This is a genomic window from Bradyrhizobium sp. BR13661 (assembly GCF_029892425.1).
Lineage (GTDB): Bacteria > Pseudomonadota > Alphaproteobacteria > Rhizobiales > Xanthobacteraceae > Bradyrhizobium.
The window spans coordinates 240,386-266,644 of record NZ_JARXWB010000009.1 but is presented as its reverse complement, the minus strand read 5'-3'; the positions used below and the strand labels follow the sequence as shown (position 1 = coordinate 266,644).

Genomic DNA, 26,259 nt, shown 5'->3' with positions numbered 1-26,259 from the left:
CTGTCCGCGCCTTCAACGAAGCGTCCCATCCGTGTCCTCCATCAGGAAACGGAGGAATCGTAGCCGACTCGTGGCTTTTCACACAGCCAGGGTCAGATTGCGACCTCGAACCTCTTTCAGGACTGGTCCGGTCTACGCCGGACAGCGGACGCTGCGGTGGTTCGCGTGAAGGTCAGCAGCGGGCCATAAGCCGACTTGCGGTCCGCGGACGACGGTCGCCTTCCTACGCACACAGTTCCGCAAATCTATGGCTAACGATTGCTGAAAACGAAACCACAAAAGATGGCAGGTCACCAGTTACTTCCACAACCTCCGTTTGCTATGAGGCTAAGCCGCTACAGCGATCCGACCGCAATCGACCCGTATAAGTTGGCATGAAGACATTACCCAGTTCGATTTTCGCAATCGTCGTCGTTTTGCTTGGCGTGGGGCTTATGCTGTTGATCGGGCAACCTCGGCTCTTCTTCAGTCGTTGGAGCTTTACGAAATCGGTCCAGGTCACCGTGCCCGGTGAGGATCGCGGGTACTATTATCGGTTCAAGGCCGGCTATCTGTACAAAGGCGAGCCGCTTGATTTCGACATCGTGGTCGGTTGCCGCGTCAAAATCACCACCTACAAGGATAACGACCGAACAGTCGAAGTTGGCGTCGTCCCCGCAATCTTCGGGCTCAAGACAAGAGATCAGCACGGTGTCGCAGTGCTCTTGCCTGACGGCTGCAATGGCGAGACCACGCAGAACGGCAAAGTCCCAAAAGCGCTACTACCGCTCGTGGTCACGTACGAACGTGCTGACGAGCCTTGGTCTGGCGTAGCCTACGCGTCGGAGGATGCGTACGACAGCCCGCGTTCCGAACTGAAATTCCTAGGTGCCACAATTACCCGAGCAACGCGCGAGGAATGGCAAGCGTGGCGTGAGACTGAGGCGAAAAGGAATTTCATCACTTACGAGTTGTTGGGCATCAATCCGAAAAACATGTGGGATGCACCTAAGTGGAAGCCGGGGCTTCGGGTGATGGCCACACAGTGCTTCGGTATTTCAAGACTGAAGCTCTCCGACGCGGTGCGCGATGTCGTGACACCCGGGTGGCCGTCCAGCAAACCAGCCTATTGGTTTGCTGATAAGCGGACGCAGGAACCGCTTTGGGATATTGCTATGGGGCCTAACAAGCCTCCGCTCATCGAAGGGAACCGGTTCCAAGATTACTTTCCTGGTGTCTCTCCGGGGCATAATGGATTGGCCCGCCGCGAACCCGGCGCAGTGATCTTCTTCAACCGCCAAGTTGAAGGCGACGTTTACCCGGCCCACACAGATCTCTCGATCAACAGGCTGGAGCCTAGCGGTGAACTTCCTGCCGAAATGAACGCAAAGGAACGTTTAGATTATTCAGCAGCTGAGATTAAGCCGGAACTACGCGGCTTTGCTTTTTGCGACAGTTCGATCGTCTCAATTGACGGCGCGCCTCAATGGCCTCCCAAATACCTTTATCGGAATGCGAATCGGATAAACGGCGAGGCGATCAGCGAACAACTGGCGAAGTGGGGCACCAACTACTTCTTCGCATTCGAGCGCGACGAGTACATCATTTTTCTGCGGATGTACGAACTGGCGAGCAGCTTCGCAAAATTGTGAACGAGCCCGCTAAGTCCGAGTGATCGTTAGCCAAGTCAGCAATGGGTCAATCGCGACGGTTTAGCTGGGTTAAGTTAGGTCCTGTCTACCCCTGACAGCCGACATATCCTCGGCCGTGGGATGCGGCAGCGATGAGCCATGAGCGGAAATCAAATCGCGGTCGCGGCCTACTCGATCAAATCGGTGGGTTCGCGGGACGGACACGCCGCGTCACTCCGGAAGTCCTGCTTTGCGGAGGCCGTCGATATACAACTGAAGCCGCGATGCGCCGCCGCGCGGCACCCGTTCAGAAATGCGAAAATCGGGTTCGAGTTTGAAGAGACAGGCCACTGCCTCCTTTGCCTCTGCTTCGCGTCCCAGATGAGCCAGGGCCGACGCAAGGCCGCGATAAGCGAAAGGATAAAGCGGGTTTTGGCGGACGGCCTTCCTGGCTGTCGCGACTGCCTCATCGAAACGACGAAGACCGATGAATGCAACGCTCATTCCTCCAAGCGTTGAAAAAAGCAACGGATCAAATGGGCTCAATCGAATGCGGCGCTCAAAGCTGCGGATTGCCTCGTCGGGCTGCCCCGCCACCAGGTAAGCGAAACCTCGCTGGTCCCATACGCGGGATGAATTAGGGTTTAGTGCGACCGCACGATCCACCATCTCCCTAGCTGTATCGTAATCGTCAGAAAAGGTAGCGGTTGCGTTGCCAAGCAGACTCAGTGCCAAAGTGGCGTTCCCGTCGATACTGAGTGCCAATCGGAGCAGCCGCAATCCTTCTGCAATTTCCGACTTTGGATCGGCCGCCCACCCCATACGTGCATTTCGGAGGTGGCATTCCCCTGCAAGGGTAGCAGCAAAGCCGTACCGAGGGTCAATCTCCAATGCGCGAGAGGCAAGCCGCAGGCTCTCGGCCGATCCGACCCGCGTCCATGATTGGAAGTGTTGTGCGCGAAGACAAAGGTCGTAGGCGCTGAGGTTGTTCGGCCGGCGAGCCGCCAAATCTATCTCGGTTTGAAGCAATCTTGGCTGAATGGCTGAGACAACGGCGACCGTGACTTCGTCCTGGAGAGCGAAAACGTCTGTCAGGTCGCGCTCGAATCTGTCCGCCCAGATGTGTGCGCCCGTCACCGCATCAATCAACTGCCCTGTAATGCGGACTTTCCCCGACGCCTTGCGCACAGCCCCTTCAAGGACATAGCGCACGCCAAGCCTGCGCCCGACTTCCTTGATATCGACGGCTCGGCCTTTAAAGGTGAAGCTCGAATTGCGAGCGATTACGAACAGCGATTTGAACCGCGAAAGCGCCGTGATGATCTCTTCAACCATTCCGTCCGCGAAGTATTCCTGTTCGGGGTCACCGCTCATGTTCTCGAACGGCAGCACGGCGATGGAAGGCTTGTCGGGAACCGCTAGAGTGCTCTCGGGCGCATCGCCGGGATTGGGGCCCGCAGCTTCTCGCGCCTCCCGCACCTGTCCGACGAAACGGAATCCCTTGCGCGGCAACGTCTTGATGAGGCGCTGTTCCTCCCCGGAATCGCCGATTGCGCTTCGGACGGCATTCAGCCGGGTCGTCAGTGCCGCATCCGAAACGCTGCGCCCATTCCAAACGGCGTTGATGAGGTCGTCTTTACTGACGACCCGCTCCCTGTTGCGGATCAGGTAGTCAAGCAGATCGAACACTTGTGGTGCGACGGAGACGACGTCCGCCCCACGATGCAGCTCGCGCCGGTCGGTGTCGAACGCGTACTTCTCGAAGAGATAGCGCAAGATGCGAATCCCCCTGGATGCGAGCCCCGACGGCCGGGTAGCGCCTTGGCCGGCTAGAAGTCGCAAGAATAAGCTGCCGGTGAGGAAAATGTAAGCTGCAGGTCAAGCGTGCCGGCCGATCTCGCGGCACCCTCGTGCCCGGCTGTGAAGGTTCCTGACACCACATTGGCAACAGGCCAGCGCTAAAGCCGTGGACGAAACACCGCCTTAGGGAGACTTTGCAATGAGCACGACGTACGGCACAAGTTGGCTGGAATGGACATCGGTACCGACCCGGCATCTCACAAGCTTCATCTGGAAATGTTGGGATGCCTTTCAGGAGCGCCGCGAACGCCAGAAATTGAGCGCTACCTTGTCCGACTTAAGTGACGGAGAACTGATGGATATCGGCATCACGCGCGGCGAGATCGACTACGTCGCCTCGCACCGAGGTATTGACCCGCGAGGCATCCGATCCGGCGAATGGCTGCGATATCTGCCAACTGTGGACGGCCAGGTAGGACCGACTGACTTTCGGTAGAGGTCGCGAGCGCGGCATTGCCGCGCCTGAAGTCCCTTCTGGTCTTCCTCGGACACCAGACATTGGAACTGATCACGGTGAGGTCCAGAAGGGGCCATCAGCGGACTAAGTGGTCCTTCGGTATGAGCACGGAACCGAGCAACGGATCGCTCTGCAGGTAGCCGAGAATGATGCCGCGCCCCCCAGCAGCACGGGGGCAGCCTTCGTACAAAAGTATCTTCACGGTGTCTGTTTTGATCGATCCCTTTATCACGTGATCAACGTGTGCGATGAACAGTAGCCCTTGCAGACCTTGCGCGTCGCTGACCTGCGCGCGATCATAGATGTTGGCTTCGATGATCTCGGGTGCATCAATGTTGGCTGGGACCTGCTCGAACATGATGCTCCGGGCCACCACGGCGACGCAGGCGGTCGCGCCAATGCATGTCATGCAATAGGTCGCCAATGAGAGCGACCATCTACGTATATGCGCAGGCAAGTCTTTGAACATCGTATGACAATGCCAACTCCCCGCGAGGTCTGCAACGGGTCAATCGCGACGGTTTGGCCCGGCTAAGTTAGGTCCGGTCTACCCCTGACAGCCGACATATCCTCGGCCGTGGGATGCGGTCCGGATGTAAGCACCGCAACAACAAAGAGACGAAGCCGCTTGCGTTAACGAAACTGAGCAACCGATCCCAATGGTGGACCAGACCAGCGATCCTGGATCATGCGCGGGGTTCACTAGACCGTGGTCGACGTATCACGTCATGCTGCCCGGAATGAAACAGCGGACACGAGGATGTCCATCGATGTAGTGCTTCCAGACCATGGTCCGTCCGGCAAGATTGGGTTGCTTGATGACAGCGCCGTCTGGCACGAGCACCCATTCGTCGTCGATGCGCACGCGATATTGTCCGTGGTCGGACTTCCAATCCGGTTCGGAGACGACGTAGGCGTCGGAGTCCTCACAGCACTTCCCGAATTCGCTTTGCAGACTCTCGAACCAGGGCTTTAGCGGGGAATTCGCATAGCGCCCGTCATCTCGCGCAAAAGTCGCGGTCGACACCAGCAGCAGGCAGATTTGAGCCGCCAAGCGCTTCATCGCTTTGATCGCCGGCATTTCGTCACCTCGGCCATCTCGGAAAATCAGTTTCGATTCAGCGCAGCTGGCGTAACGGGCAAGGAGCGCAGGAACACGAAGCGGGAGGTCACTGGTATTTCCGCGTCGGCGCGACCATCCTGGCCGATGAGAATGAGACCCGCTCCCCCATTTGCGACGGTCAGGATGACCTCTTCACCAGTCCATGTCCGGATCGGGTTCATCCCGATGACGAGAAACTCACCTACGGGCTGGTCCAGATATTGAAGTCTGAGCTGCGGGGCGATTTCGGGCGGCGCAAGCCCGAAGCCCAGTTGCTGCGCGAGTTCGTAGAGTTGCCGCAATGTCACCGTCTCACCCCTGAAGCCTAGATCGGCAGCGGTCACTGTCAGAAGTGTGACCGCTGTTCTGGTGCCGCTGAGCGTAAACGAAGGTCGGGCAAGCGCCTCCGCAGCCGAGTTACCAACGCCGCAACCCATCGCACTCAGCGCGGTGAGGAGAGCAAACGTGTCCGGGAACGTCCCGATGCTGATCGTTTTCCATTCGGCAACATCCGAAACCGACGTTACCGGACCCATGCGTGTCGGGACAACGGGCGCCGCCTTGAGCGCCAACTGCCTCTGCAACACATCGCGCGCCGAGCATTGAGCGTGGGCGCGGTTCGCAGCGGCGAGAACGCATACGACCCAGATCAGGAGCCTCGCTGCAGTGGCAGTCCACGTCAGTGCAGCCATCCGCCTCATGACATCCTCCCTCGTGACGCGAGATCCGCAAACAGTTCAGACTGCTCAGCCGCGCACGAGGATGCGCCAAGGTCATGAGAAGCGCTTTACAGGCGCCTTCCATTCTTCTTACCGTCTGCTTACATATCAGCCGCACGGGGCGCGATCGTACCGCAGGAGGATGCATTTGCTTTACTCCTTTTCGGATTTCACGCTGGATACGGAACGGCGGGAACTGCGGCGAGGAGCCGAGACAATCCCTGTGGCGCCGCAGGTGTTCGATCTTCTGAACTATTTGATCCGGAACAGGCAACGCGTCGTCAGTAAGGACGAGCTCATCGCCGGCGTTTGGAACGGTCGCATCGTCTCTGATGCCGCGCTGACGACGCGCATCAACGGTGCCCGGTGTGCAATCGGCGACACCGGTGAGAAACAGGACCTGATCAAGACGCTCCCGCGCAAAGGCTTCCGCTTCGTGGGCGCAGTGCAGGAAGCCGGGAGCTCCGCAACAGAGACGGTTGGCTCAGTCAAGCGAACCGGCGACATGCCGCCGCGCCTATCCATCGTCGTGCTACCCTTCGCGAACCTGAGCGATGATCGTGAGCAGGACTATTTCGTCGATGGTGTAACCGAGAATTTGACCACAGACTTGTCGCGCATCGCTGGTTCATTTGTCATCGCACCGAACAGCGCCGTCTCATACAAGGGTAGAGCAGTCGATGTAAGGCAAGTCGGCCGCGAATTAAACGTTCGCTACGCACTCGAAGGTTCAGTGCAACGCAGCGGCAAGCGGCTTCGCATGAACGTGCAGTTGATCGATGCTATCAGCGGCCACCATCTTTGGGCCGAGCGCTTCGAGAAGTCTGTCGTCGACCTGTTCGACATGCAGGACGAAATCGTATCCAGGCTCGCCAATATGTTAGGTCGCCAGCTCATTGAGGCTGAGGCGCGACGAGCCGAGCGTACGCTGCACCCTGATGCGATGGATTTGTACTTCCAAGGCCGGGCCTGGTTGATGAAGGGGTTTAGCCCTGAATGCGTAACGCAAGCGCGGAGCTTCTTCGAACGCTCTCTGGAGTGCGACCCCGGCAACGTCGAGGCAATGATTGGCCTGGCAAATGTTGATACGGCGGTTGGAACCAGCTTTACGACGGATGATGGACCTGCGCGGCTTGCAGCGGCCGAGGCGATGGTGAATAGGGCATTGTCGATCAGGCCGAACCGTACTTCGGCCCACTTGGCTCGGGGTTGGGTCCAGATCTTTACGAATCGGGCCGCCCAAGCTGTCCGCGAATTTGAGCATGTGTTGGCGCTGGATTCGAATATGGCCAGCGCTCATGCAGCCCTTGGTTTTGCCAAATTCTATATGGGACGCGCTGCCGAGACCGAAGGCCACATATTCGAGGCTCTACGTCTCTCCCCTCGCGACATCGAGGTCTATCAATGGGCGTCTTTTGTAGGCGTGGCCAAGCTACAGCTGGGTTCGGACGTCGAAGCGGTCAGCTGGCTACGACGAAGCACTGAGGCGAACCGCAACTTTCCTCTCGCTCATTTGTTGCTCGCCGCTGTGTTGGGCCTGAGCGGCGCCCTCGATGAGGCGCGAACTGCTGCAAAAACCGGACTTGCGCTCAACTCAGGTTTCACCATCCATCGCTTCCGCACTGCTCAACAAAGCGACAATCCGACTTTTCTTGCCGGGCTCGAGCGGGCGTGTGAAGGCTTCCGCCTCGCAGGCGTGCCGGAAGGGTGATGGACATTTCCGCACTGCCCTTGTGAGCCGACATGCAGTGCCCTCACTTCAACGGCAGCAACGAGCCCACAGGCGACATCGCAGCTTGGCCTGATATGAAACAGGCCGCCAACAGAGGCGGCCTCGGTTTGCAGCGTTTCCTGATGCTAACTGCGCCGGGCTTGCTCGGCGGCGAGGCGCGCCTCGACCGCGTCGAGGACGGCGAGTTGTGCCTGTTCGACCGACGCTATGGCGTAATCGATCGCGAAACCGGCGTCTTCTTCGAGAAGCTGCGCACGGTCCGCGCACGTCGATGTTCTGCTCGATCAGGTGGTAACATCCTGCCCCGCGACATCGTGGGTGAGGGTCATCGATGAGCCTTCGGGGCATTTTCGCAAATACAAGATGTGCGTTGGTCGCCCCCACTCAACGATCTCGTCGCTGGCACTGCCCCATTTGAGGCGCGCACGTTCAATACCAATCGGCTGGTTGGCTGAAGCCGTCTTTACCCGCCTGCCCCATGCTGCAACGCACCCGCCTGCAATCGCAAACCTCGCCGCGCGCGTCCCCGCTCGCTCCGAGCTTTGTCCTTGTCAAACACAACCGACGGGATCAGTGTGCGGGAACACCGGCACGCACGATGCCGGCTTCTGACAATTAGAAACATATGGGGCGGATGCCATGAACAGATATTCTATTGCAGGAGCAACATTGCTCACCCTTAGTTTCGCGCTCGCGACACCAACTCACGCACAGGAAGTCGCCAACCCGGACCAGTGGTCACCCGCCCGCGCGGCGAAGATCTCTCCGGTCACTCAAGATCAGCTCAACTCCGCGGACAAGGACGCGACGAACTTCCTGCTGACCAACGGCAATTATTCCCAGACCCGTTTTTATCCTGCGAAGCAGATCAACCGCGACAACGTGAAGAACCTGCACGTCGCCTGGATCTTCCAGACGCAGGTCAAGGAATCCCTCGAGACGTCGCCCATCGTGGTCGATGGAGTGATGTATGTCACGACGTCGTTCAGCCATGTCTATGCAATCGACGCGAAGACCGGCGAACAGCTCTGGCACTACAATCACAAGATGGGGCCCATAACGACCTATTGCTGCGGTCCAAACAATCGAGGCGTCCAAGTTCTTGGCGAGAAAGTCTACCTCGCCACGCTGGATGCAAAACTGGTCGCGCTGAACGCAAAGTCCGGCGAAGTGGTTTGGACAACCGACATTGCCGATCCCGAGCTCGGCTATAGCGAAACCATGGCGCCCACCGTCGTGAAGGATAAAGTCCTGATCGGAACGAATGGCGGCGAGTACGGAATCCGCGGCTTCGTCCGGGCCTACGATGCCAATACCGGCAAGCAGGTCTGGAATTTCGATACCATCCCCGATCAATCCGTCGGCGTATGGGCGACGAAGGACGCGACCGGACGCGACATGCACCGCGACATCCAGGCAGAAAAGGATCAGCTGGCCAAGATTGGCGATCCCTTCAAGAAGCTCGGTGGTGGCGTCTGGCAGAACCCGGCCGTCGATCTCGCAACGAACCGAATTTACTTCGTGGTCGGCAACCCCTCCCCCGACCTCGACGGCGCGTCACGGCCCGGCGACAATCTCTACACGGACTCGCTGGTGTCGCTCGATCTCGATACCGGCAAAATCGCCTGCCACTTCCAGTACATCGCCCACGACGTCTGGGATCTCGATGCGGTGAGCCCACCCGTGCTGGTGGACGTCAAGGACAAGAATGGTTCGACGATTCCCGGCGTGATCCATGCCGGCAAGACCGGACATATCTATGTTCACAACCGGAAAGATTGCAGCCTGATCCGGTTCTCCGAACCGATGGTGCCACAGGAAAACATGTGGACGCTCCCGACGAAAGAGGGCGCGCGGATGCTTCCCGGTGCAAATGGCGGCGTCGAATGGTCACCGATCGCGACCGACCCCGGCCAAAAGCTCGCCTACGCCATCAACCTGCATCAGCCGATGACCTACCGGGTCGAGAGCTCGGACTATCCGAACGGCAAGCTGTGGCTCGGCGGCGCTTTCACGGCCATTCCCGGCGAGAAACAGTCGGGCAACATCACCGCCGTCAACTACGACACCGGCAAGATCAAGTGGCAGGTCAAGACGCCGGAGCCGATGATCGGAGGCATTCTGGCCACTGCAGGCGGGCTGGTCTTTACCGGTGAAGGCAACGGCAAGTTCGCAGCCTACAATTCCTCCACCGGCAAGGAATTGTGGAGTTTCCGCGCCGGCGCGGGCGTCAACGCGCCTCCGTCCAGCTATTCGCTCGGCGGCAAGCAATACATCGTGGTCGGCGCGGGCGGCAACACGCAGGTCAATTTCAGGCGAGGCAACAACATCATCGCCTTCACGCTCGACTGACGAACCGAGCATCGCATCGACATCATCAAAGCGGGGCCGGTCGAGGCCCCGCTTCCGTTGAGTCTTACCGGAATGAGACGATGGACGACAATTTGGTCTTGAGAATTGCGGGCGGGATCATGTTTGCGGCGCTCTGGAGCGCGAGCCCGGGCCTGGCGCAGAGCGTGGCGGAGAAGGTCGAGATCTGTGCCGGCTGCCACGGCCAGGACGGCAAACCAGCGGACAAGACGATCCCGATCATCTGGGGACAGCAAGCCGGCTACATCTACATCCAGTTGCGCGACTTCAAACGGGGCGACCGCAAGAACGAAACCATGCAGTCGATCGTCTCGACCTTCGAAAAGAACGACATGCTGGCGATTGCCGAGTATTTCGCACAAAAGCCGTGGACGAACCTCGCTCAGCCTCGACCGCCAAAGGACGTTGCGCAGAGGGCGCTCACCGCCGAGCAATCGGTTGGCTGCACCAGCTGTCATCTCGAGCAGTTTCAAGGCGCGAGCACGGTGCCGAGGCTGGCTGGGCAGAGGGCGGAATATCTTGCGAAGACCATGGCTGATTTCCGCAGCCGGGCACGCGGCAACAATCCCGGCATGACCGATCTGATGCTCGCGACGTCTCCGGACGATCTTTCCGCGCTGGCTCAATACTTTGCGGGGCTTTAGCGCTGACCGGCCAGATCGGTCGTTGAACGAGTCGCGGGCGAGAGCGTCGACGCCGAACCCGGCCCGGACGCCGGCTCGACGTCACTGCGCCGTGAGCCGCTCACGCAAGGACGACACCGTCGTGAGATCCGCGGCGGCTTTGCCGCCCCTGTCCTTCAACGACGCGTCGGCGCCGCGCGCGATCAGCAGATTGGCGATCGCGACATGACCTCCCTCCGCGGCAATCATGAGAGCGGTCCGGCCACGCGCATCCCGATCATCGACATGAGCGCCGGCATCCAGCAGGCATCTGACGACCTCGACGGCATCGGATTCGGCGACCTTTTCGTCCGGGCCCGCGGCCCACATCAAGAGGGTGAGATCGTGCGCATAGCGCGCGTTGACATCGACGTTTCGGGCAAGCAGCCGCTTGACGACATCGAGCCTGGCGCGAGCGGCCGCATAGACGATTGGCGGCTTTCCCGTCTCATCGGGCGCGCGCTCGTCGGCCCCATGCGCAATCAACATCTCGACGATGGTGTCGTTGCCGGCATAGGCACTGGCGGCAACCGGCGAGAGGCCGCTGCGGCCCGTCAGCTTCACGTCGGCGCCGCTCTCGATAAGCCTTTGCACGACTGCGACACGGCCCCTTTCGGCCGCATAGTACAGCGCGGTGGCGCCCGCCAGATTCCGGGCATCGATCGGTGCGCCACGAGCAAGCAGGAGCTCCACCATTTCGAGATGGCCATTCCGCGCCGCGTGACTCAGCGGCCGCGCACCGAACCGGTCACGCGCATCGACCGAAGCCCCACCGTCGAGCAATTCGGCCGCCAGGACGGCACAATTCTCGTCTGCCGCTGAAAACAGGGCGAGCGACACCTCGGTGGCGCTGATCTTGGTCTTCTCGAGACGAAGCTGATTTCCAAGCTGCTGGCATCGTTGGGCATCTGCGGCGCAAACTGCGCTCGCCGCACTCGCGACAGCCACCAGGCTCGCGCATAACATCAGAACATGTCGGTACAAGATAACCCCCGCACATCTCTTCGGCTCAAGATGCCACGGCCGCGCGCACATGCCAAGCTGGCAGGTCTCATATCAGGTCTCAACGCCCGATCTACCCCGGCGCCAACGCCTGCCCCACCGCATAGAGCGAGCATTCCTTCCACGCGGCCACGCATTGCCGCATCGCTTCGCTCTTCGCATCGTCGGCCGTTCGCTGAGCCGCGGTGACGGAGGTGCAATGCCCTTCACGATTCCAGGCATAGGCCTTGGCGTCGGTCCACGCCTTCACATACGCATCGAAATAGCCGGCGCACGCCGCGTTGAGCGGCGTCGGCGGCGGAATGGCTGCGGGCGACGGCAGTTCGACCAGCACTGACGTCGGCAAGTGCAGTTGATTCAGGAAACTCTCCACCGCCGGCCACCAGATGTCCGCGGGTCCCATCGGCACCATGGCGTGCCCGTCGACACCGAAGGGAGGCATGACCTGAAACCGGGCCGGCGCGCCGGCGGCGACATAGGCATCGAACATGCGACGACCCAACGCAGGCGGCGCGCTGCGATCGTTGTCCGCATAAATCCACAGCGCCGGAATCCGCGCCGTGCGGCCAAAGATACCGGCGTCCGCCACGAGATGATCCGGGCTGCAGGTGCGCCCCGGGACTGATCCGTGAGCCGCTTCGAAGTTGAGAATGCCGACAACGCCGGCAGGATTGTCCGCCGCCGCAGCCGTCACGGCAAAGCCACCGGTCGAATGCCCCATCAGCAACACCCGGTCGGGCTCGCCCCATGGTTCCTCGCGAAGCGCGGCAAGCGCGCCCGTCACGTCTTCGGCCGCGATCCGCGCAACGGCGAGATAGTCGCGGTCGTCGCAAGGTCCGGACAGCGTCTCCGCAAATGGTCCGTCCGAACGACCAAAGCCCCGGCGCATGATCGATGCGACGGCATACCCACGTTGAGCGAACGCGACAGCCGGATTGAGCAGGCTGGCCGGCGTCTCCCGCGCCAGCGCGGCGCGAAGGGCATCCCCAGTCCCGGGAATTGTGCCGTGGACCAGCAGCACCAGCGGAAACCGCCCGGGTCGATCCGGGCGGAGGATCATGGTCTCGAGCCTGACCTGACTGCCATCGGCAAGCGTGATCGGTAGCATCAGATCTTGCCGAACAAGGCCCGGCAGCGCGGGATCGGCCGCGGCTGGAGATAGCAGAAGCACAAGCAGGCTGATGGCCCAGCCAACTCGCCTCATCCTCGCCTCCCGGTTTTGCTGCTCACTGATCTCCGCCAGCAAGCTGCTGATGAAAGAACTTCACCACTGCCGCGTTGAACTCGCGGTGAAAGTCAACCCGATCGAACCCCGCCGGCGTGTCGGTGCAGATGCGCGGCACGGCCGCGGCCTGCTCCGGCGTGCACGGCGCGAGGAAGGAGAAATGACCGGCCAGAACGACATGAATCTCCGGGTTACCCGGCAGGCCATCCGCAACGCGCGCCGTGCCTGAGCCGTCGCCGACGCCGGGGCCGCCCAGTTGCGAGCGCCAGAACTGGAACGGCACCTTGACCGCGGCGAGGTTCTCCCGCGTCAGGGTGCCCGGCGCAGGATCGACGATCACGGCCGCGCGGATCCGCGCATCCTGGATCGGCTCGGGCGGCGTCGCACCGTTATGAAGCTCCGCGCACGCTCCTGATGTCTCCTTGCAGAAGCTGGCGACCCTGGCGAAATCCGGCCTGGTCCCCATCAGCACGAAGCCGGTCGCGCCACCAAGCGAGAAACCGAAGAAGCCGACCCGGGCCGGATCGATCACCGCCCTGTCCTTCCAGTCCTGCAGCATGAAGTCGAGCAGACGCACCGCGTCCGCCGGACGCGATCCCCACACCGACAGCGTATCGCGCCGCGAGGAGTCGTTGGTGGTGTCGCCGGGGTGATTGATGGCGGCGACGACGAAGCCCGCATCGGCCAGCGCCTCCTCAGTGTCATGGTTGGCACCGAACCACCCGCCCCTTCCATGCGAGAAGATGACGAGCGGGAGCTTTGCACCGGTGACAGGGCAATCCTTCGCGCCCTTCAGGTCGAAATCGGCGCCAACCGAAAGACGGCCAAGCTCGACATGCGTCGGCTCCGCCGCGCACGGATACCAGATCGCACCCGACAGCGCCGGATCGGCGTCGAGAAGCTGAATGCCTGCGGCGCTGGCGGGTGAGCCAAGGCAACAGAGTGCGGTGGCGAAAGCCCAAAGCGTGCTGCGCAAAGCAAGTCCCCCCGATTTCGCGCGGGAGTTGAACGGACGACGGTAGCGGAATTGTGGCTTCAGACGGATCGATCGTCGGCGTCCGCGTCCAAATCAAGCGGACGAGCCTCCACGAGGCGCGAGCTCAGCTCCCCTCGCCCGCATCGCCCTCGCTGTCTTCGCCGGCGACATATTCGAGGATGTCTGCGGGCTGGCAATCGAGCTCGCGGCAGATCGCAGCGAGGGTCGAAAAGCGCATCGCCCTCGCCTTGCCCGTCTTCAGGATCGACAGGTTCTGGATCGAAATGCCGATGGCGTCAGCGAGGTCACCGAGGCGGCGCTTCCGCTTCGCAAGCATGACATCGAGGTTCACGACGATCGGCACCAGCATTCACCTCAGATCGTCAATTCGTTCTCGGACTGCAGCAGGATGGCGTGCTCAATGACGAATTTCAGCGCCATCAGGAACACCCCGCCTGCGATGGTTCCGATATCGACGTTGTAGGACGGCAGGAAGAACTTGATGTCGCCGATCTCATGCAAGGCATAAGCCACCGCATTGCTGGTGATCAGATCAATGAACGGCCAGATCACCAGAATGATCCCCATCCACCACACGCCCTGAAGCGTCTCGGACACGAAGATCCGGCCGCGTGCGAATCGATGCACCATGACGTGAAGGATGCCGATCAACACCGCGAAGAACGAGAGCTGAAGCGCAAACAACGTCCAGAACAACAACTGGCCCAGTCGCGACATGTTGAGCGGGTTGGTGACGATGCCGGCGCATGTCGCCTGCTCGGGGCCGAGGCTCGCCGCGATCGCGGCCGAGGCCGTCGTGTTGGCCCGATAGGCGAGCCATATCACGATCGGCAGCGCCGCCCAGATCGCCCAGAATGCAAGATCAAGACGCCGAAACCAGCGCTGCCGGGCCTCGCGGACCGACGTCCCCACCGCAACCATCTCCAACCACTCCGCAATGCCAGGGTCATCTCCGCCGGCCAGTATGCCTGTTCCCTCGGCTTGACTCAACCTTAAGCGCGATATATTGATTGTTTATCATGAAATAATTCATGATAATTAATTACATCTGGAGCTCCCATGCGTTCCACCCTCGTCCGGCACGTGCTCGCAGCCATGTTGTCCATCTCGCCGCTTGGAGATGCCAAAGCCGCCACAGTCAGCGATCCCGCCGGCGTCTGGCTGACCCAGTCGGGCGATGCGAAGATCAAGGTGAGCCGTTGCGGCAGTGCGCTGTGCGGCCGGGTCGTCTGGCTGAAGGAGCCGCTTGATAAGAAGACGGGGAAGCCGCAGCTCGACGACCATAATTCCAATCCAGCGCTGCGCAGCCGCAAGATCATCGGCATCTCCCTGTTCATCGACATGCAGGCCGCCGCCAGCAACAAATGGTCGGGCAAGATCTACAATGCCGACGACGGCAAGACCTATGCGAGCACGGTGACCTTGCTGCCGTCGGGCCATCTCAATGTCCAGGGCTGCATGGGAACCTTGTGCGCGGGTGAAGACTGGACGCGATGAGCGGCAGATCGTCGCTCAGCACGAGCCGTCGGTTCCGGCGGCTCAAAAATCTTCGCTGCATTGTCGGATCGGCAGCCCCGCCCTCGTCCTCGGTGCATGAGTGGGCAACAGACGCTAACGTTCGGCCCGTCAGTATATGAGGATAACAACCATGCCCGGCACTGTCCGCTTGCACCGCGTTCTCGCCACCAGCCCGGAGAAAGTCTATCGCGCCTTCGTCGAGGCCGATGCGCTGGCGAAATGGCTTCCGCCCAACGGTTTCACCTGCACCGTGCACCATCTGGAGGCCAAGGTCGGCGGCACGTTCAAGATGTCGTTCCGGAATTTCACGACGGGCAACGGACATTCGTTCGGCGGCGAATATCTCGAGCTCGTCCCGGGCCAACGCCTTCGCTACACCGACAAGTTCGACGATCCGAACCTGCCGGGCCTGATCGAAGTGACCGTGGTGCTGAAGAAGGTCCTTGTCGGCACCGAGGTGGAGATCACGCAGTCCGGGATTCCCGACGCGATCCCGCCGGAGGCCTGCTATCTCGGCTGGCAGGAATCGCTGCGGAATCTGGCGCGGCTGGTGGAGCCGGAGATCAGGCAGTAGCGCGCCAAAGCGGGGCGCGCGCGCCTCATCCTGAGGGCCCGCCAAAGGCGGGCGTCTCGAAGGATGGCCGCAGCAACGGCCTTCTACACCCCCGCCTTCAACCCGCCGTCCGCAGTCCAGCGATCCGGCTCGGGACTGTGCCCGATCAGCGCGAGGCCGTAGGCGATGGACTCGAACTGGTCGCCGGACATCAGCCGCTCGTTGCCGAAACGGTCGGCGAAGAGTTTCCGCACGGCCGGCACGAACGAGGTGCCGCCGGTCAAAAACACCTTCTCCACCTCGCGCGCGGTGATGCGCGCTTCGCCCAGCACCTTGTCGACGGTGGCACCGAGGCGCGCGATGTCGTCGGCGATCCAGGAATCGAACTTCTTGCGCGTGATGGTCGAGCCGATCTCGACGCCGCCAGCCTTGAAACGGAAATCCACCTCGTCTTTCGCCGACAGCGCAATCTTGGCGTCCGACACGGCGCGATACAGCGAGAAGCCGAGATCGAGATCGACGATGGTGATGAAATCCTCGAGCTGATCGGGCTTCAGCGCGGTGCGCGCGAGCTCACGCAACTCGCGCAGATCGCCATTGCTCTTCATCAGTGCCAGCTGATGCCAGCGCGCGAGGTTGGTGTAGTGGGCATTCGGGATCGGCAGCACCTTGTCGAACGAGCGGAAGCTCGAGCCTTTGCCGAGGCGCGGCGAGACGACGTGATCGACGATGCGATAATCGAACGTGTCGCCCGCAATGCCGATGCCGGCATGTCCAAGCGGCTCGGCGCGCAAATGGCCGCCGGCGCGCGAGAAGCGCATCACCGAGAAGTCGCTGGTGCCGCCGCCGAAATCGGCCACCAGCACGGTGGCATCGCGCTCGAGCCTTCGGGCAAAGGAGAACGCCGCACCCACGGGCTCGTAGACATAGCGCGCGTGACCCGCGCCGAGGCGTTCGAACGCGGCGCGATAGCGCTGCATGGCCAGATCGTCGTCGGGATTGCCGCCGGCAAAGCGCACGGGACGACCGACCGTGATGTTGGCGGCCTCGAAGCCGAATCTGTCGCCGCCATGGCGCGCCAGCGTGCGCAGAAATGCTGCCAGAATGTCCTCGAACTTGAAGCGCTGCCGGAACACCTGCGTGGTGTTGAAGCTCGAGCTCGCCGCGAAGGTCTTGAACGACTGGAGGAAGCGGTAGACGTGGCGTCCCTCGAGAAACTGCTCGATCGCCCACGGGCCACCTTCAGCCTGGGCGCCGGCGCCCGGCCGGTCCTCCCAGAAGCACAGCGCCGAAACGTAGGTGCTGTGGCGTTGTCCGCCGTGCTCGAAGCGGATGGCCTCGACGCGGCGACCGTCCGCCGCGAGCGCGACGACGGTGTTGCTGGTGCCAAAATCGATGCCGATCGAGACGGCGGGCGAGGCGCTCGACATGAACCACTCTGACGGTTGGGTGGAAGGGGGCAGACCACTAACGGCTCCGCGCGCCGCTGCCAAGACCTTTGATTGTGCACCGCGTCAGGCAGACAGCCCGGATTTGGCAGCATCTGGACGCGTTATGCCCAGATCGGGCCCCTTAACGCATCATTATGCTGCAATGCGAAGAGCTGCATGCTGCCATGCAATGGCATGCATGGACATTGGCATCTGGTATACATAAAACAACTTTCGAAATGAGACAGCAATGCTGACTGTCCCAGGAAAGGGAAATCCGATGTCCAAGACCGCTTCCGTCGCGCTCGCGCCGACCGCCTCGCTGTTCGCCCGCCTCATGGCTGCCATCGACCGCTTCCTGATGGCGAGCGCCGAGGTCGCCAACAAGAACGGCGATCTCCCCCGCTTCGGCCTGTAAGCAGCGTTTGAGGTCGCCGCGCGTCGAATTGTCGCGCCGGTTGTAAAAGCAGCGAACTCCTACTTTCGAAGAATGGCTCCGCGCTGCGGGGCCATTTTTATTGGGGATCAGGCTCGTTGACGCGACCAGATCAACAGGTTGCGTCATAAGCGCACAACGGGCCGGCGCACGCTTGAAGCTTGGCATAATGAATACAAAAATGCCGCCAACGCTCGCTCGAAAAACAGGGCGCTCATTGGAGGATTCATGACGGACATGGTGCAGGCAACAGCGGCCCCGACTGCGGCGCGCGTCAGCGACACGTTTCGCTGGGCGCAATTGGCGATCGGCGTGGCGGCGATGGTGATGATCGCCAACTACCAATATGGCTGGACGTTCTTCGTCCCCGACATCCAGAAGACGTTCGGTTGGGATCGCGCCTCGATCCAGTGGGCCTTTACGCTGTTCGTTTTGTTCGAGACCTGGCTGGTGCCGGTCGAAGGATGGTTTGTCGACAAATACGGCCCGCGCCTCGTCGTGCTGGTCGGCGGCGTGCTCTGCGCGATCGGCTGGGCGATCAACGCGCAGGCCACCACGCTCAACGGCTACTATCTCGGCATGATCGTCGCGGGGATCGGCGCCGGCGGCGTCTACGGCACCTGCGTCGGCAACGCGCTGAAATGGTTTCCCGATAAGCGCGGCCTTGCCGCGGGCATCACGGCGGCCGGCTTCGGCGCCGGCTCGGCACTCACCGTCGCGCCGATCCAGGCGATGATCAAGGACAGCGGCTTCCAGACCACCTTCCTCTATTTCGGCCTTGGGCAAGGCATCATCATCTGCGTTCTCGCCTTCTTCCTGCTGGCGCCGAAGGCCGGCCAGGTGCCGAACATCGTCGCCAATGCCGCGCTGCTGCAGACGCGGCGCAACTACCAGCCGACGGAAGTTCTGCGTCAGCCGATCTTCTGGTTGATGTACTTCATGTTCGTGATCGTCGGCGCCGGCGGCTTGATGGTGACGGCGAACCTCAAGCCGATCGCGGTCGACTGGAAGGTCGACGCGGTGCCGGTGACGCTTGTTGGCATGACCATGACCGCGGTGACGTTCGCCGCGACCATCGACCGCGTGCTCAACGGATTGACGCGTCCGTTCTTCGGCTGGATCTCCGACATGATCGGCCGCGAGAACACGATGTTCATCGCCTTCGGCATGGAAGGTTTCGGCATCTGGATGCTCTATCTCTGGGGCCACGATCCGATCTGGTTCGTGATCCTGTCGGGCTTCGTGTTCTTCGCCTGGGGCGAGATCTACTCGCTGTTCCCCTCGACCTGCACCGACACGTTCGGCGCGAAATTCGCGACCACCAATGCCGGCCTGCTCTACACTGCCAAGGGCACCGCCGCGCTTCTTGTTCCGCTGGCCAATTATGTGCAGCAGACCTCTGGCCATTGGGACAACGTGTTCATCCTGGCGGCCGGTGCCAACATCCTGGCCTCGCTGCTGGCGCTCTTGGTGCTCAAGCCCTGGCGCAAGGTCGTGGTCGCGCAATCGACCGTCTGATCTCGCTCGCGCAACGTCATCCCGCGCAGCACGCCCGGCCTTACGGCCGGGCGTTTTCGGTTTCCCGAATGCACCCGAATCCCGCAAACCCGAAGAAGCCCTGCACTTTTCTTGGGCTTGCCGCCAAGATAGGGCTTGCATTCTGGAATATGGTATACCAAGCTGCCGGCCGCGCTTGCGACCATAAGCCACAATATTTGCGACACTCCGTCATATGGGCGGCCCGTGTCGACCAGACAGGCGCTTGGGAGGATGTTGATGATTTCCAGCACGGATGGCGCCGTCACGGCCGCGCCTCTTCGCACAGGTTTCCGTTGGCTCCAGCTCGCCATGGGCATCGTCTGCATGGCGATGATCGCCAACCTGCAATATGGCTGGACGCTGTTCGTCGATCCGATCGATCAGGCGCACCATTGGGGCCGCGCCGCGATCCAGCTCGCTTTCACCATCTTCGTCGTCACCGAGACCTGGCTGGTACCGGTCGAAGCGTGGTTCGTCGACAAATACGGCCCGCGCGTCGTCATCATGTTCGGCGGCGTGATGATCGCACTCTCCTGGGTGCTCAACTCCTACGCTGACTCGCTTCCCCTGCTCTACACGGCGGCCGTCATCGGCGGCATTGGCGCGGGCGCGGTGTACGGCACCTGTGTCGGCAACGCGTTGAAATGGTTCCCCGATCGCCGCGGCCTCGCCGCCGGCGCAACCGCTGCCGGCTTCGGCGCAGGCGCGGCGCTCACGGTGGTGCCGATCGCAGCGATGATCGTCTCGAGCGGTTATCAGCATGCATTCCTCACCTTCGGCATCGGCCAGGGCGTGATCGTCTTCGTGCTCGCTTTCTTCATCCAGCCGCCGCGGCTTTCGATCCCGCCGAAGAAGAAGCAGCTCAATCTGCCGCAGACCAAGATCGACTTCACGCCGCCGCAGGTGCTGCGCGCTCCGATTTTCTGGGTGATGTATCTGGTCTTCGTGATGGTTGCGTCCGGCGGCCTGATGACCGCAGCGCAGATCGCGCCGATCGCGCACGACTTCAAGATCGCCGACACACCGGTCTCGCTCGCCGGCTTCCAGATGGCGGCATTGACGTTCGCGATCTCGCTCGACCGCATCTTCGACGGCTTCGGTCGCCCGTTCTTCGGCTATGTCTCCGACACGATTGGCCGCGAGAACACAATGTTCATCGCCTTCGGCACCGCAGCCCTCATGCTGCTGACGCTGTCGGCCTATGGTCACGTCCCGCTCGTGTTCGTGCTCGCCACCGCAGTGTATTTTGGTGTGTTCGGCGAAATTTACTCGCTGTTCCCCGCGACCTGCGGTGACACGTTCGGCTCGAAGTTCGCGACCACCAACAACGGCATGCTCTACACCGCCAAGGGCACCGCCTCCCTGCTCGTTCCGCTCGCAAGCGTGATCTCGGCCACCTATGGCTGGAAGGCCGTATTCGTGGTGGCCGTGGCGCTGAACGCGACGGCCGCGCTGATGGCGCTGTTCGTGATCAAGCCGCTGCGCCGCTCCTTCATCCTGGGCAAGGAAGCCGAGAGCGCCGACACCGCAACCGCCAATGCCGAGACAAGGGCCAAGACCGGGACGGCTTGAACCGCCACACGCCTTTACGTCGATCAGAAAGGGGCGCAGCATCGCGCCCCTTTATCTTTTTGGCTGGAGGACAAGCGTCAGCACTGCTGCCGCAAGATTTTTCGGATCAGCCAAATCCAGTGCTTGACGATTGGCATTATGTATACCACACTTCGATCCATCGCTCACCCAGGGAGGTTGCCATGCTGGTTGGAGACATTCTGCGCAAGAAGACGCCGCGCGTTGTCACGGTGCGAATGAACGAAACGGTGGGTATCGCCGCCAAGCTGATGCGGGCCAACAACATCAGCGCGCTGGTGGTGAAGGACGTGGTCCGCTCGGAAGGAAACACCGCGGTCGGCATGTTCACCGAGCGCGATGTGGTGCGCGCGGTCGCCGAGCACGGCGCGAATGCCGTCAACGTCAAGGTCTCGCAGCTCGTGTCGGTGCAGCAGCTGGTCTCCTGCACGTCCTCGGACACGATCGAGCACGTCCGTCATCTGATGAACGTGAATCACATCCGGCATCTGCCCGTGATCGACGATTACAGCCTCGTCTCCGTCATCAGCATGCGCGACATCGCCGCTGCCGTTGACGAAGCGCTCAACGGCGCGCCGCAAGCGGCAGCCTAAAAGCGGCGACCTCGCTTCCTGACTCCCTCTCCCGCTTGCGGGAGAGGGTTGGGGAGAGGGTGTCTCCGCTAGCAAGACTCCCCAAGGGGATAGAACCCTCACCCGCCGCGCTCTTCGAGCGCGCCGACCTCTCCCGCAAGCGGGAGAGGTGCAGAGAGCGCTTGGCGTGAGCCATCGCAACACTTCCAACTTTACTCCCGCGAGGATTTCATGAAGATCTGCATCTACGGCGCCGGCGCGATCGGCGGATATCTCGGCGTGCAGCTGGCGCGCGCAGGCGCCGATGTCAGCCTGGTTGCACGCGGCGCGCACCTCGCCGCGATGCGCGAGCGCGGCCTGACGCTGCTCGCCGGCGAGGAGACGCACACCGTCCATCCGCGCTGCACCGACAACGCAGCCGAGCTTAGCGTGCAGGACTACATCATCGTCACGCTGAAGGCGCATTCGATCACCGGCGTGATCGAAAAGATGCAGCCGTTGCTCGGACCGCACACCCGCATCGTCACCGCGGTCAACGGCATTCCCTATTGGTACTTCCACAAGCACGGCGGCGATTACGAGAACTCGACGCTGGAGAGCATCGATCCCGGCGGGCGGCAATGGCGCGAGCTCGGCGCCGAGCGCGCCATCGGCTGCATCGTCTATCCCGCGACCGAGATCGAGGCGCCCGGCGTGATCCGCCACGTCTACGGCAACAATTTCCCGCTCGGCGAGCCCTCCGGCGAGATCACGCCGGATGTGCAGCGCCTCGCCGACCTGTTCGTCGCGGCCGGGCTGAAGGCGCCGGTGCTGGATCGTATACGCGACGAGATCTGGCTCAAGCTCTGGGGCAACGTCTGCTTCAACCCGATCAGCGCGCTGACGCACGCGACGCTCGACGTGATCTGCACGGATCCCGCCACGCGCGCGCTGTCACGGGCGATCATGGTGGAGACGCAGGCCATCGCCGAAACCTTCGGCGTCAAATTCCGCGTCGATGTCGAGCGCCGCATCGAGGGCGCCCGCAAGGTCGGCGCGCACAAGACCTCGATGCTGCAGGATCTCGAGCGCGGCCGCCCGATGGAGATCGACCCGCTCGTCACCGTGGTGCAGGAGATGGGCCGCTTGACCGGTCGCCCGACGCCGGCGCTGGATTCGGTGCTGGCGATGGTGACCCAGCGCGCCCGCATCGCCGGCCTCTATGACGGCGTCTCCGCGCCCGCGGATCCTCGCGCGCTGGCGGTGGCGTGATGGCGGGCGAGACAAAAAAGTGGCTGCGCTTCCGCCACGCCGGCACCACCGGCTTCGGCACGCTCTCCGCATCCGGCATCAGCGTGCATGAGGGCGAGATGTTCGGCCGCAACGCCGCCACCGGCAGGATGCTGGCGCTGCCGGAGGTCGAGCTGCTGGCGCCCTGCGCCCCCAGCAAGATCGTCGCGCTCTGGAATAATTTTCACGCGCTCGCGGCCAAGCTCAACCAGCCGGAGCCGCCTGAGCCGCTCTATCTGCTCAAGGCCACCACGACCATCACGACACCAGGCGCCGTGATCCGCCGCCCGTCCTATTACGACGGCAAGACCACCTATGAAGGCGAGCTCGGCATCATCATCGGCAAGACCTGCGCGCGCGTCTCGCCCGATGAAGCCGACAGCTTCATCTTCGGCTACACCTGCGTCAACGACATCACCGCCAACGACATCCTGACCAGCGACCCCACCTTTCCCCAATGGGCCCGCGCCAAGGGCATCGACGATTACGGCCCGTTCGGCCCTGTCATCACCACCGGCCTCGATCCGGCCAGGCTCACCGTCCGCACCATCCTCAACGGCGCCGAGCGGCAGAACTATCCGATCTCCGACATGATTTTTTCCGCGCAAGCCCTGGTGAGCAAGATCTCCCATGACATGACCCTGCTTCCGGGCGACCTCATCGCGGTCGGCACCTCGGTCGGCGTCGGCGTGATGAAGGAGCCGGTCAATACGGTGACGGTCGCGATCGACGGCATCGGCGAGCTGACCAACGAGTTTCGGTTGTAGCCCCGACGTCATTCCGGGGCGCGCGTAGCGCGAGCTACGGTGCCAATTGCGAACCTGAGAATCCACTCCCCTACCGTCTCTGCTGCTCGATGGATTCCGGGCTCGGCGCTTTCGCGCCGCCCCGGAATGACGGCTAAGCCGCCCACCTCCACCCGACCGGCCGACGCAACCAGCCGTGGATCGCGCCTCCGGACACGCCCAGCAACCCGTCCGCCCCTTGATCTCGGTTCCACTCTCCAATAGCAATCATGGCGAAAATATGCACCGGCGTGGGGCGTCGCGATGTGGCTGTTTTTCCTGGCTGCCTGGTTTGTCCTGCTCGCCGCCATCGCGCTGGTCGCCCCGCAGGCGTTTGGCCTGGACATCACCCATTTGCCCGCCCTGTTCGCGAGCCAGCCGATGCCACAGCGCATCGCGATCGGTGCGATCCTCGTGGCCGGGCTGACGCTGATCGGCGCCTCGGCCTGGCGGCTCTCGCGCCAGGACCGGCGCCTCGACACGCTCCGTGATCGCCTCAAGAAGACCCGGGAAGACGTCGTCGTCGCCCATGCCTTACAGAACCATCTCGACACCACGGTCCAGCACCTGATCGAGAGCGATCCCCGGGAGGCCGTGTCCGCACTGCACGACAAGCTCGGCGAGACCGAGCAGCGCGCCCTGCTCCAGCAGGGCCGCAACCAGTCCACCGACATGCACGACCAGCTCGCCGAAATCCGCCGCCGCCAGCAGGCGCTGCGCGACATGGTCGGCAAGGTCGCCGATCAGCGCCGCGTGGTCGAGCCTGTCTTCACCGAGATCCGCGACCGCCAGAACCAGCTCGAGCGCGCGTTGCTCGATCTCGAAACCGACGACCGCAAGAACAATCTCGCCGATCGCCTGAAGAGCATTGCCAGCGACGTATCGACGCTGCTCTCCAGGGTCAACACGGTGCAGGACACGTTCGCGACCCTCAACCAGTACAAGGAAGATCTGGCGAAATCCCATGCCGAGCTGGTGCCGCTGCGCTCGTCCGACGCCGGCATCAACGCCCTGATCACCGAGCTCAGCCTCAGCCATGACCGTCTCGCCAAGAGCGTCGACGAGCTCGAGACCAGCGGCGAGACCCCGCTCAGCGCGCGCGTCGAAACGCTGTCAAACGCCAAGATCGAGATCGAGCAGCGCCTCGCCCGTGTCGACGACAGCGCCAACATCCTGAAAGCGATCCGCCTCGACTTCGAGGAGCTCGGCCAGCGCCAGGCCCAGCTCGAACGCGCGCTCACCGAGGTCGAGACCGATTCCGACGGCAAGACGCTCGCCGACCGCCAGAATGTGCTGAACGAATTCGTCCTTCAGTCGCGCCAGCGCCTCGGCGCATTGCAGGAGACGCTGACCACGCTCAACGCCTTCAAGGCGGAGCTGTCGAAATCGCAAGCCGATCTCGTCCCGCTGAAGGCGCCAGTGTTCGGCATCGAGGCCATGATCGCCGACGTCAGCGTCACCCGCGATCTTCTGGCCAAAACCGTCGCCGAAATCGAGGCGAGTGGCGATGCCACCCTCACCTCACGCATCGATGCGCTGACCAAGAGCAAGCGCGAGGTCGAAGACCGCCTCGCCCGCATCTTCGAGAATTTCAACGCGCTCGATGCGCTCCGCAAGGACATCGGCGGAATCTTCTCGACCATCCGCAACAGCCTGAACCGGATCGGGTGAAAGCGGACTGCTCGAACCGCAACTGACTTCGCTGCGACCAATCTTTCATGCGCATCATCCTCGGCTTCCTGTCCGGCCTGCTCGGCGCGCTCGCGGGCTGGGCCGGCCTTGCCGCGCTGGTGGTCATGCTCGCGGGGCCGGACCGCGATGGCGGCATCGCCATGGGGGCCTTCTTCGACATCGGCCCGATCGGCGGCGTGATCGGCTTTGTTGCCGGCATCTGGCTGTTCGTGCGCTTCGGCCTGGTCCGGACTGCGCAACCTGCTGCGGAGACCGCCGATGCTCCACCTCAGCCCGCCTCGCGCCTCTCGTTTCCCTTTGCCGTGACCATCGGGCTCATCGTGGCGATCCTCAGCTGGTGGGGATGGTACGAATTCATCCGCTCGCCCTATCTCAGTCACGGCTTCATGACCCTCCAGGTCGAGTTTCGCCTGCCCGCCGGCGTGAGCCTGCCGGACAAGGAGGAGGACGTGCAGATCCAGGTCGAGGAGGCCTCGGGCTATACCGACGCGATGTTGCCTCGCAACTGGCGCGCGCATGACGGCGACCGCAAGGCGATCATCGCCACGGCCTCGCTGTCGTACAAGACGCGCCACCGCGCCGTCAGCCTGACCCTCCCGGACATTCCCACGCAGCGCTGGCCGATCGATCTACCGTCCGACCCGGATCCCACGCCCGGCTTTTCGCCCTGGCGCACCGCAAGCGAGCCTGCGCCAGCGAAGATCGAAATGCATTTCCGTCTCACCGCCGACCGCTGAGCAGCGCGCCGAAACATTTCGACACAGATCACATCTCCGCGCGCCCAAGAGATGCCGCCAACATGTCGCGGACGTGCCGCACTGTGGACGCATTCGGCCGCCCTTTTGTCGGGCGTGTCTGGGGGCACGGCGGTGCCGTGTTTGGACCAAACCTTCTAGGGGTATGACTGTGAAGAAGATTGTATTTGTTCTGGGTGCGACGCTTGCTCTGGTGACGGCTGCGAACGCTGCCGACCTGCCGCGCCGCCAGCCCGTGCCGGTCTATCCGGCCGAGCAGGCCCCGATCGGCAAGATGCCGATCGGCAAGAGCCCGATTGGCAAGGCCCCGATCGGCAAGGCGCCCTACCCGGTCGCCGCGCGTTACTGAGGCGTAGCGAACGACGCGCAAGAACCTGCGTAAGC

27 protein-coding genes are annotated in these 26,259 nt (G+C 62.3%); 17 read left to right on the top strand and 10 right to left on the bottom strand.

The window, feature by feature from the left end:
* Nucleotides 1-374: 374 nt before the first annotated feature.
* Complete coding sequence (locus tag M2427_RS17770) at nucleotides 375-1,631, top strand: hypothetical protein (protein ID WP_280707772.1); 1,257 nt, start codon at nucleotides 375-377, stop codon at nucleotides 1,629-1,631.
* A 210-nt stretch (nucleotides 1,632-1,841) separates the two neighbouring features.
* Here M2427_RS17770 and M2427_RS17765 read toward each other — a convergent pair whose 3' ends face one another.
* Nucleotides 1,842-3,386 (bottom strand): winged helix-turn-helix domain-containing tetratricopeptide repeat protein, encoded by a 1,545-nt coding sequence (locus M2427_RS17765; RefSeq protein WP_280707771.1) that lies wholly within the window; start codon nucleotides 3,384-3,386, stop codon nucleotides 1,842-1,844.
* Between the two features lie 223 nt (nucleotides 3,387-3,609).
* On the opposite strand from M2427_RS17765, the gene M2427_RS17760 reads away from it, so the two are divergent.
* The gene (locus M2427_RS17760) at nucleotides 3,610-3,906 is read left to right on the top strand and encodes a DUF1127 domain-containing protein (RefSeq protein ID WP_280707770.1); all 297 of its coding nucleotides are present in this window, start codon (nucleotides 3,610-3,612) and stop codon (nucleotides 3,904-3,906) included.
* A gap of 97 nt (nucleotides 3,907-4,003) precedes the next feature.
* Here M2427_RS17760 and M2427_RS17755 read toward each other — a convergent pair whose 3' ends face one another.
* From M2427_RS17755 to M2427_RS17745, 3 genes are all read right to left on the bottom strand, one after another.
* A complete protein-coding gene (locus tag M2427_RS17755) occupies nucleotides 4,004-4,285 on the bottom strand; it encodes a hypothetical protein (protein ID WP_280707768.1) in 282 nt (93 codons plus the stop codon).
* A gap of 363 nt (nucleotides 4,286-4,648) precedes the next feature.
* Nucleotides 4,649-5,008, bottom strand: a complete 360-nt coding sequence (locus M2427_RS17750; protein WP_280707766.1) for a hypothetical protein — start codon at nucleotides 5,006-5,008, stop codon at nucleotides 4,649-4,651.
* A 26-nt stretch (nucleotides 5,009-5,034) separates the two neighbouring features.
* Entirely contained in the window at nucleotides 5,035-5,730 is a 696-nt protein-coding gene (locus tag M2427_RS17745) for a hypothetical protein (RefSeq protein WP_280707765.1), read from the bottom strand.
* 160 nt (nucleotides 5,731-5,890) lie between these two features.
* Here M2427_RS17745 and M2427_RS17740 point away from each other — a divergent pair, with 160 nt between their 5' ends.
* From M2427_RS17740 to M2427_RS17725, 4 genes are all read left to right on the top strand, one after another.
* Nucleotides 5,891-7,459, top strand: coding sequence for a winged helix-turn-helix domain-containing protein (locus M2427_RS17740; protein WP_280707764.1), 1,569 nt, complete (start codon nucleotides 5,891-5,893; stop codon nucleotides 7,457-7,459).
* Between the two features lie 95 nt (nucleotides 7,460-7,554).
* Nucleotides 7,555-7,815, top strand: a complete 261-nt coding sequence (locus M2427_RS17735) for a hypothetical protein (protein ID WP_280707763.1) — start codon at nucleotides 7,555-7,557, stop codon at nucleotides 7,813-7,815.
* A 304-nt stretch (nucleotides 7,816-8,119) separates the two neighbouring features.
* The gene (locus M2427_RS17730; protein WP_280707762.1) at nucleotides 8,120-9,832 is read left to right on the top strand and encodes a PQQ-binding-like beta-propeller repeat protein; all 1,713 of its coding nucleotides are present in this window, start codon (nucleotides 8,120-8,122) and stop codon (nucleotides 9,830-9,832) included.
* Between the two features lie 80 nt (nucleotides 9,833-9,912).
* Entirely contained in the window at nucleotides 9,913-10,494 is a 582-nt protein-coding gene (locus tag M2427_RS17725) for a cytochrome c4 (RefSeq protein WP_280707761.1), read from the top strand.
* Nucleotides 10,495-10,575: 81 nt separating this feature from the next.
* On the opposite strand, the gene M2427_RS17720 is transcribed toward M2427_RS17725, so the two are convergent.
* The 5 genes from M2427_RS17720 to M2427_RS17700 form a co-directional block, all read right to left on the bottom strand.
* A complete protein-coding gene (locus M2427_RS17720; RefSeq protein WP_280707760.1) occupies nucleotides 10,576-11,460 on the bottom strand; it encodes an ankyrin repeat domain-containing protein in 885 nt (294 codons plus the stop codon).
* A 127-nt stretch (nucleotides 11,461-11,587) separates the two neighbouring features.
* On the bottom strand, nucleotides 11,588-12,718 hold the full coding sequence (locus tag M2427_RS17715) for an alpha/beta fold hydrolase (protein WP_280707759.1): 1,131 nt from the start codon (nucleotides 12,716-12,718) through the stop codon (nucleotides 11,588-11,590).
* A gap of 22 nt (nucleotides 12,719-12,740) precedes the next feature.
* Entirely contained in the window at nucleotides 12,741-13,715 is a 975-nt protein-coding gene (locus tag M2427_RS17710) for a hydrolase (protein WP_280707758.1), read from the bottom strand.
* A 124-nt stretch (nucleotides 13,716-13,839) separates the two neighbouring features.
* On the bottom strand, nucleotides 13,840-14,085 hold the full coding sequence (locus M2427_RS17705) for a helix-turn-helix transcriptional regulator (protein WP_280707757.1): 246 nt from the start codon (nucleotides 14,083-14,085) through the stop codon (nucleotides 13,840-13,842).
* A 5-nt stretch (nucleotides 14,086-14,090) separates the two neighbouring features.
* Nucleotides 14,091-14,648: a hypothetical protein gene (locus M2427_RS17700; RefSeq protein WP_280707756.1), complete on the bottom strand. Its 558-nt coding sequence runs from the start codon at nucleotides 14,646-14,648 to the stop codon at nucleotides 14,091-14,093.
* A 147-nt stretch (nucleotides 14,649-14,795) separates the two neighbouring features.
* On the opposite strand from M2427_RS17700, the gene M2427_RS17695 reads away from it, so the two are divergent.
* The gene (locus M2427_RS17695; protein WP_280707755.1) at nucleotides 14,796-15,233 is read left to right on the top strand and encodes a DUF2147 domain-containing protein; all 438 of its coding nucleotides are present in this window, start codon (nucleotides 14,796-14,798) and stop codon (nucleotides 15,231-15,233) included.
* A gap of 151 nt (nucleotides 15,234-15,384) precedes the next feature.
* A complete protein-coding gene (locus M2427_RS17690) occupies nucleotides 15,385-15,828 on the top strand; it encodes an SRPBCC family protein (RefSeq protein WP_280707754.1) in 444 nt (147 codons plus the stop codon).
* 83 nt (nucleotides 15,829-15,911) lie between these two features.
* Here the strand turns inward: M2427_RS17690 and M2427_RS17685 are convergent, their stop codons facing one another.
* On the bottom strand, nucleotides 15,912-17,237 hold the full coding sequence (locus M2427_RS17685; RefSeq protein ID WP_280707753.1) for an Hsp70 family protein: 1,326 nt from the start codon (nucleotides 17,235-17,237) through the stop codon (nucleotides 15,912-15,914).
* Nucleotides 17,238-17,517: 280 nt separating this feature from the next.
* On the opposite strand from M2427_RS17685, the gene M2427_RS17680 reads away from it, so the two are divergent.
* From M2427_RS17680 to M2427_RS17640, 9 genes are all read left to right on the top strand, one after another.
* Nucleotides 17,518-17,655: a hypothetical protein gene (locus tag M2427_RS17680; protein WP_280707751.1), complete on the top strand. Its 138-nt coding sequence runs from the start codon at nucleotides 17,518-17,520 to the stop codon at nucleotides 17,653-17,655.
* 246 nt (nucleotides 17,656-17,901) lie between these two features.
* The gene (oxlT, locus tag M2427_RS17675; protein ID WP_280707750.1) at nucleotides 17,902-19,191 is read left to right on the top strand and encodes an oxalate/formate MFS antiporter; all 1,290 of its coding nucleotides are present in this window, start codon (nucleotides 17,902-17,904) and stop codon (nucleotides 19,189-19,191) included.
* Nucleotides 19,192-19,449: 258 nt separating this feature from the next.
* Nucleotides 19,450-20,784, top strand: coding sequence for an oxalate/formate MFS antiporter (gene oxlT, locus M2427_RS17670; protein ID WP_280707748.1), 1,335 nt, complete (start codon nucleotides 19,450-19,452; stop codon nucleotides 20,782-20,784).
* A gap of 182 nt (nucleotides 20,785-20,966) precedes the next feature.
* Complete coding sequence (locus M2427_RS17665) at nucleotides 20,967-21,395, top strand: CBS domain-containing protein (RefSeq protein WP_280707747.1); 429 nt, start codon at nucleotides 20,967-20,969, stop codon at nucleotides 21,393-21,395.
* Between the two features lie 210 nt (nucleotides 21,396-21,605).
* On the top strand, nucleotides 21,606-22,625 hold the full coding sequence (locus M2427_RS17660; RefSeq protein ID WP_280707746.1) for a 2-dehydropantoate 2-reductase: 1,020 nt from the start codon (nucleotides 21,606-21,608) through the stop codon (nucleotides 22,623-22,625).
* Entirely contained in the window at nucleotides 22,625-23,410 is a 786-nt protein-coding gene (locus tag M2427_RS17655) for a fumarylacetoacetate hydrolase family protein (protein WP_280707744.1), read from the top strand. Before M2427_RS17660 ends, M2427_RS17655 begins: the two co-directional genes overlap by 1 nt.
* A 282-nt stretch (nucleotides 23,411-23,692) precedes the next feature.
* The gene (locus M2427_RS17650) at nucleotides 23,693-25,099 is read left to right on the top strand and encodes a hypothetical protein (protein WP_280707743.1); all 1,407 of its coding nucleotides are present in this window, start codon (nucleotides 23,693-23,695) and stop codon (nucleotides 25,097-25,099) included.
* A 47-nt stretch (nucleotides 25,100-25,146) separates the two neighbouring features.
* Complete coding sequence (locus tag M2427_RS17645) at nucleotides 25,147-25,857, top strand: hypothetical protein (RefSeq protein ID WP_280707742.1); 711 nt, start codon at nucleotides 25,147-25,149, stop codon at nucleotides 25,855-25,857.
* Between the two features lie 163 nt (nucleotides 25,858-26,020).
* Nucleotides 26,021-26,224 (top strand): hypothetical protein, encoded by a 204-nt coding sequence (locus M2427_RS17640; RefSeq protein WP_280707741.1) that lies wholly within the window; start codon nucleotides 26,021-26,023, stop codon nucleotides 26,222-26,224.
* Nucleotides 26,225-26,259 lie beyond the last annotated feature (35 nt).

What these genes read in the sequence shown, in the direction of transcription:
- M2427_RS17770 (WP_280707772.1), top strand. Translation starts at nt 375, where the DNA reads ATGAAGACATTACCCAGTTCGATTTTCGCAATCGTCGTCGTTTTGCTT.
- M2427_RS17760 (WP_280707770.1), top strand. Translation starts at nt 3,610, where the DNA reads ATGAGCACGACGTACGGCACAAGTTGGCTGGAATGGACATCGGTACCG.
- M2427_RS17755 (WP_280707768.1), bottom strand. Translation starts at nt 4,285, where the DNA reads ATGTTCGAGCAGGTCCCAGCCAACATTGATGCACCCGAGATCATCGAA.
- M2427_RS17750 (WP_280707766.1), bottom strand. Translation starts at nt 5,008, where the DNA reads ATGCCGGCGATCAAAGCGATGAAGCGCTTGGCGGCTCAAATCTGCCTG.
- M2427_RS17745 (WP_280707765.1), bottom strand. Translation starts at nt 5,730, where the DNA reads ATGAGGCGGATGGCTGCACTGACGTGGACTGCCACTGCAGCGAGGCTC.
- M2427_RS17740 (WP_280707764.1), top strand. Translation starts at nt 5,891, where the DNA reads ATGCATTTGCTTTACTCCTTTTCGGATTTCACGCTGGATACGGAACGG.
- M2427_RS17735 (WP_280707763.1), top strand. Translation starts at nt 7,555, where the DNA reads ATGAAACAGGCCGCCAACAGAGGCGGCCTCGGTTTGCAGCGTTTCCTG.
- M2427_RS17730 (WP_280707762.1), top strand. Translation starts at nt 8,120, where the DNA reads ATGAACAGATATTCTATTGCAGGAGCAACATTGCTCACCCTTAGTTTC.
- M2427_RS17725 (WP_280707761.1), top strand. Translation starts at nt 9,913, where the DNA reads ATGGACGACAATTTGGTCTTGAGAATTGCGGGCGGGATCATGTTTGCG.
- M2427_RS17715 (WP_280707759.1), bottom strand. Translation starts at nt 12,718, where the DNA reads ATGAGGCGAGTTGGCTGGGCCATCAGCCTGCTTGTGCTTCTGCTATCT.
- M2427_RS17705 (WP_280707757.1), bottom strand. Translation starts at nt 14,085, where the DNA reads ATGCTGGTGCCGATCGTCGTGAACCTCGATGTCATGCTTGCGAAGCGG.
- M2427_RS17695 (WP_280707755.1), top strand. Translation starts at nt 14,796, where the DNA reads ATGCGTTCCACCCTCGTCCGGCACGTGCTCGCAGCCATGTTGTCCATC.
- M2427_RS17690 (WP_280707754.1), top strand. Translation starts at nt 15,385, where the DNA reads ATGCCCGGCACTGTCCGCTTGCACCGCGTTCTCGCCACCAGCCCGGAG.
- M2427_RS17685 (WP_280707753.1), bottom strand. Translation starts at nt 17,237, where the DNA reads ATGTCGAGCGCCTCGCCCGCCGTCTCGATCGGCATCGATTTTGGCACC.
- M2427_RS17680 (WP_280707751.1), top strand. Translation starts at nt 17,518, where the DNA reads ATGTCCAAGACCGCTTCCGTCGCGCTCGCGCCGACCGCCTCGCTGTTC.
- oxlT (WP_280707750.1), top strand. Translation starts at nt 17,902, where the DNA reads ATGACGGACATGGTGCAGGCAACAGCGGCCCCGACTGCGGCGCGCGTC.
- oxlT (WP_280707748.1), top strand. Translation starts at nt 19,450, where the DNA reads ATGATTTCCAGCACGGATGGCGCCGTCACGGCCGCGCCTCTTCGCACA.
- M2427_RS17665 (WP_280707747.1), top strand. Translation starts at nt 20,967, where the DNA reads ATGCTGGTTGGAGACATTCTGCGCAAGAAGACGCCGCGCGTTGTCACG.
- M2427_RS17660 (WP_280707746.1), top strand. Translation starts at nt 21,606, where the DNA reads ATGAAGATCTGCATCTACGGCGCCGGCGCGATCGGCGGATATCTCGGC.
- M2427_RS17655 (WP_280707744.1), top strand. Translation starts at nt 22,625, where the DNA reads ATGGCGGGCGAGACAAAAAAGTGGCTGCGCTTCCGCCACGCCGGCACC.
- M2427_RS17650 (WP_280707743.1), top strand. Translation starts at nt 23,693, where the DNA reads ATGTGGCTGTTTTTCCTGGCTGCCTGGTTTGTCCTGCTCGCCGCCATC.
- M2427_RS17645 (WP_280707742.1), top strand. Translation starts at nt 25,147, where the DNA reads ATGCGCATCATCCTCGGCTTCCTGTCCGGCCTGCTCGGCGCGCTCGCG.
- M2427_RS17640 (WP_280707741.1), top strand. Translation starts at nt 26,021, where the DNA reads ATGACTGTGAAGAAGATTGTATTTGTTCTGGGTGCGACGCTTGCTCTG.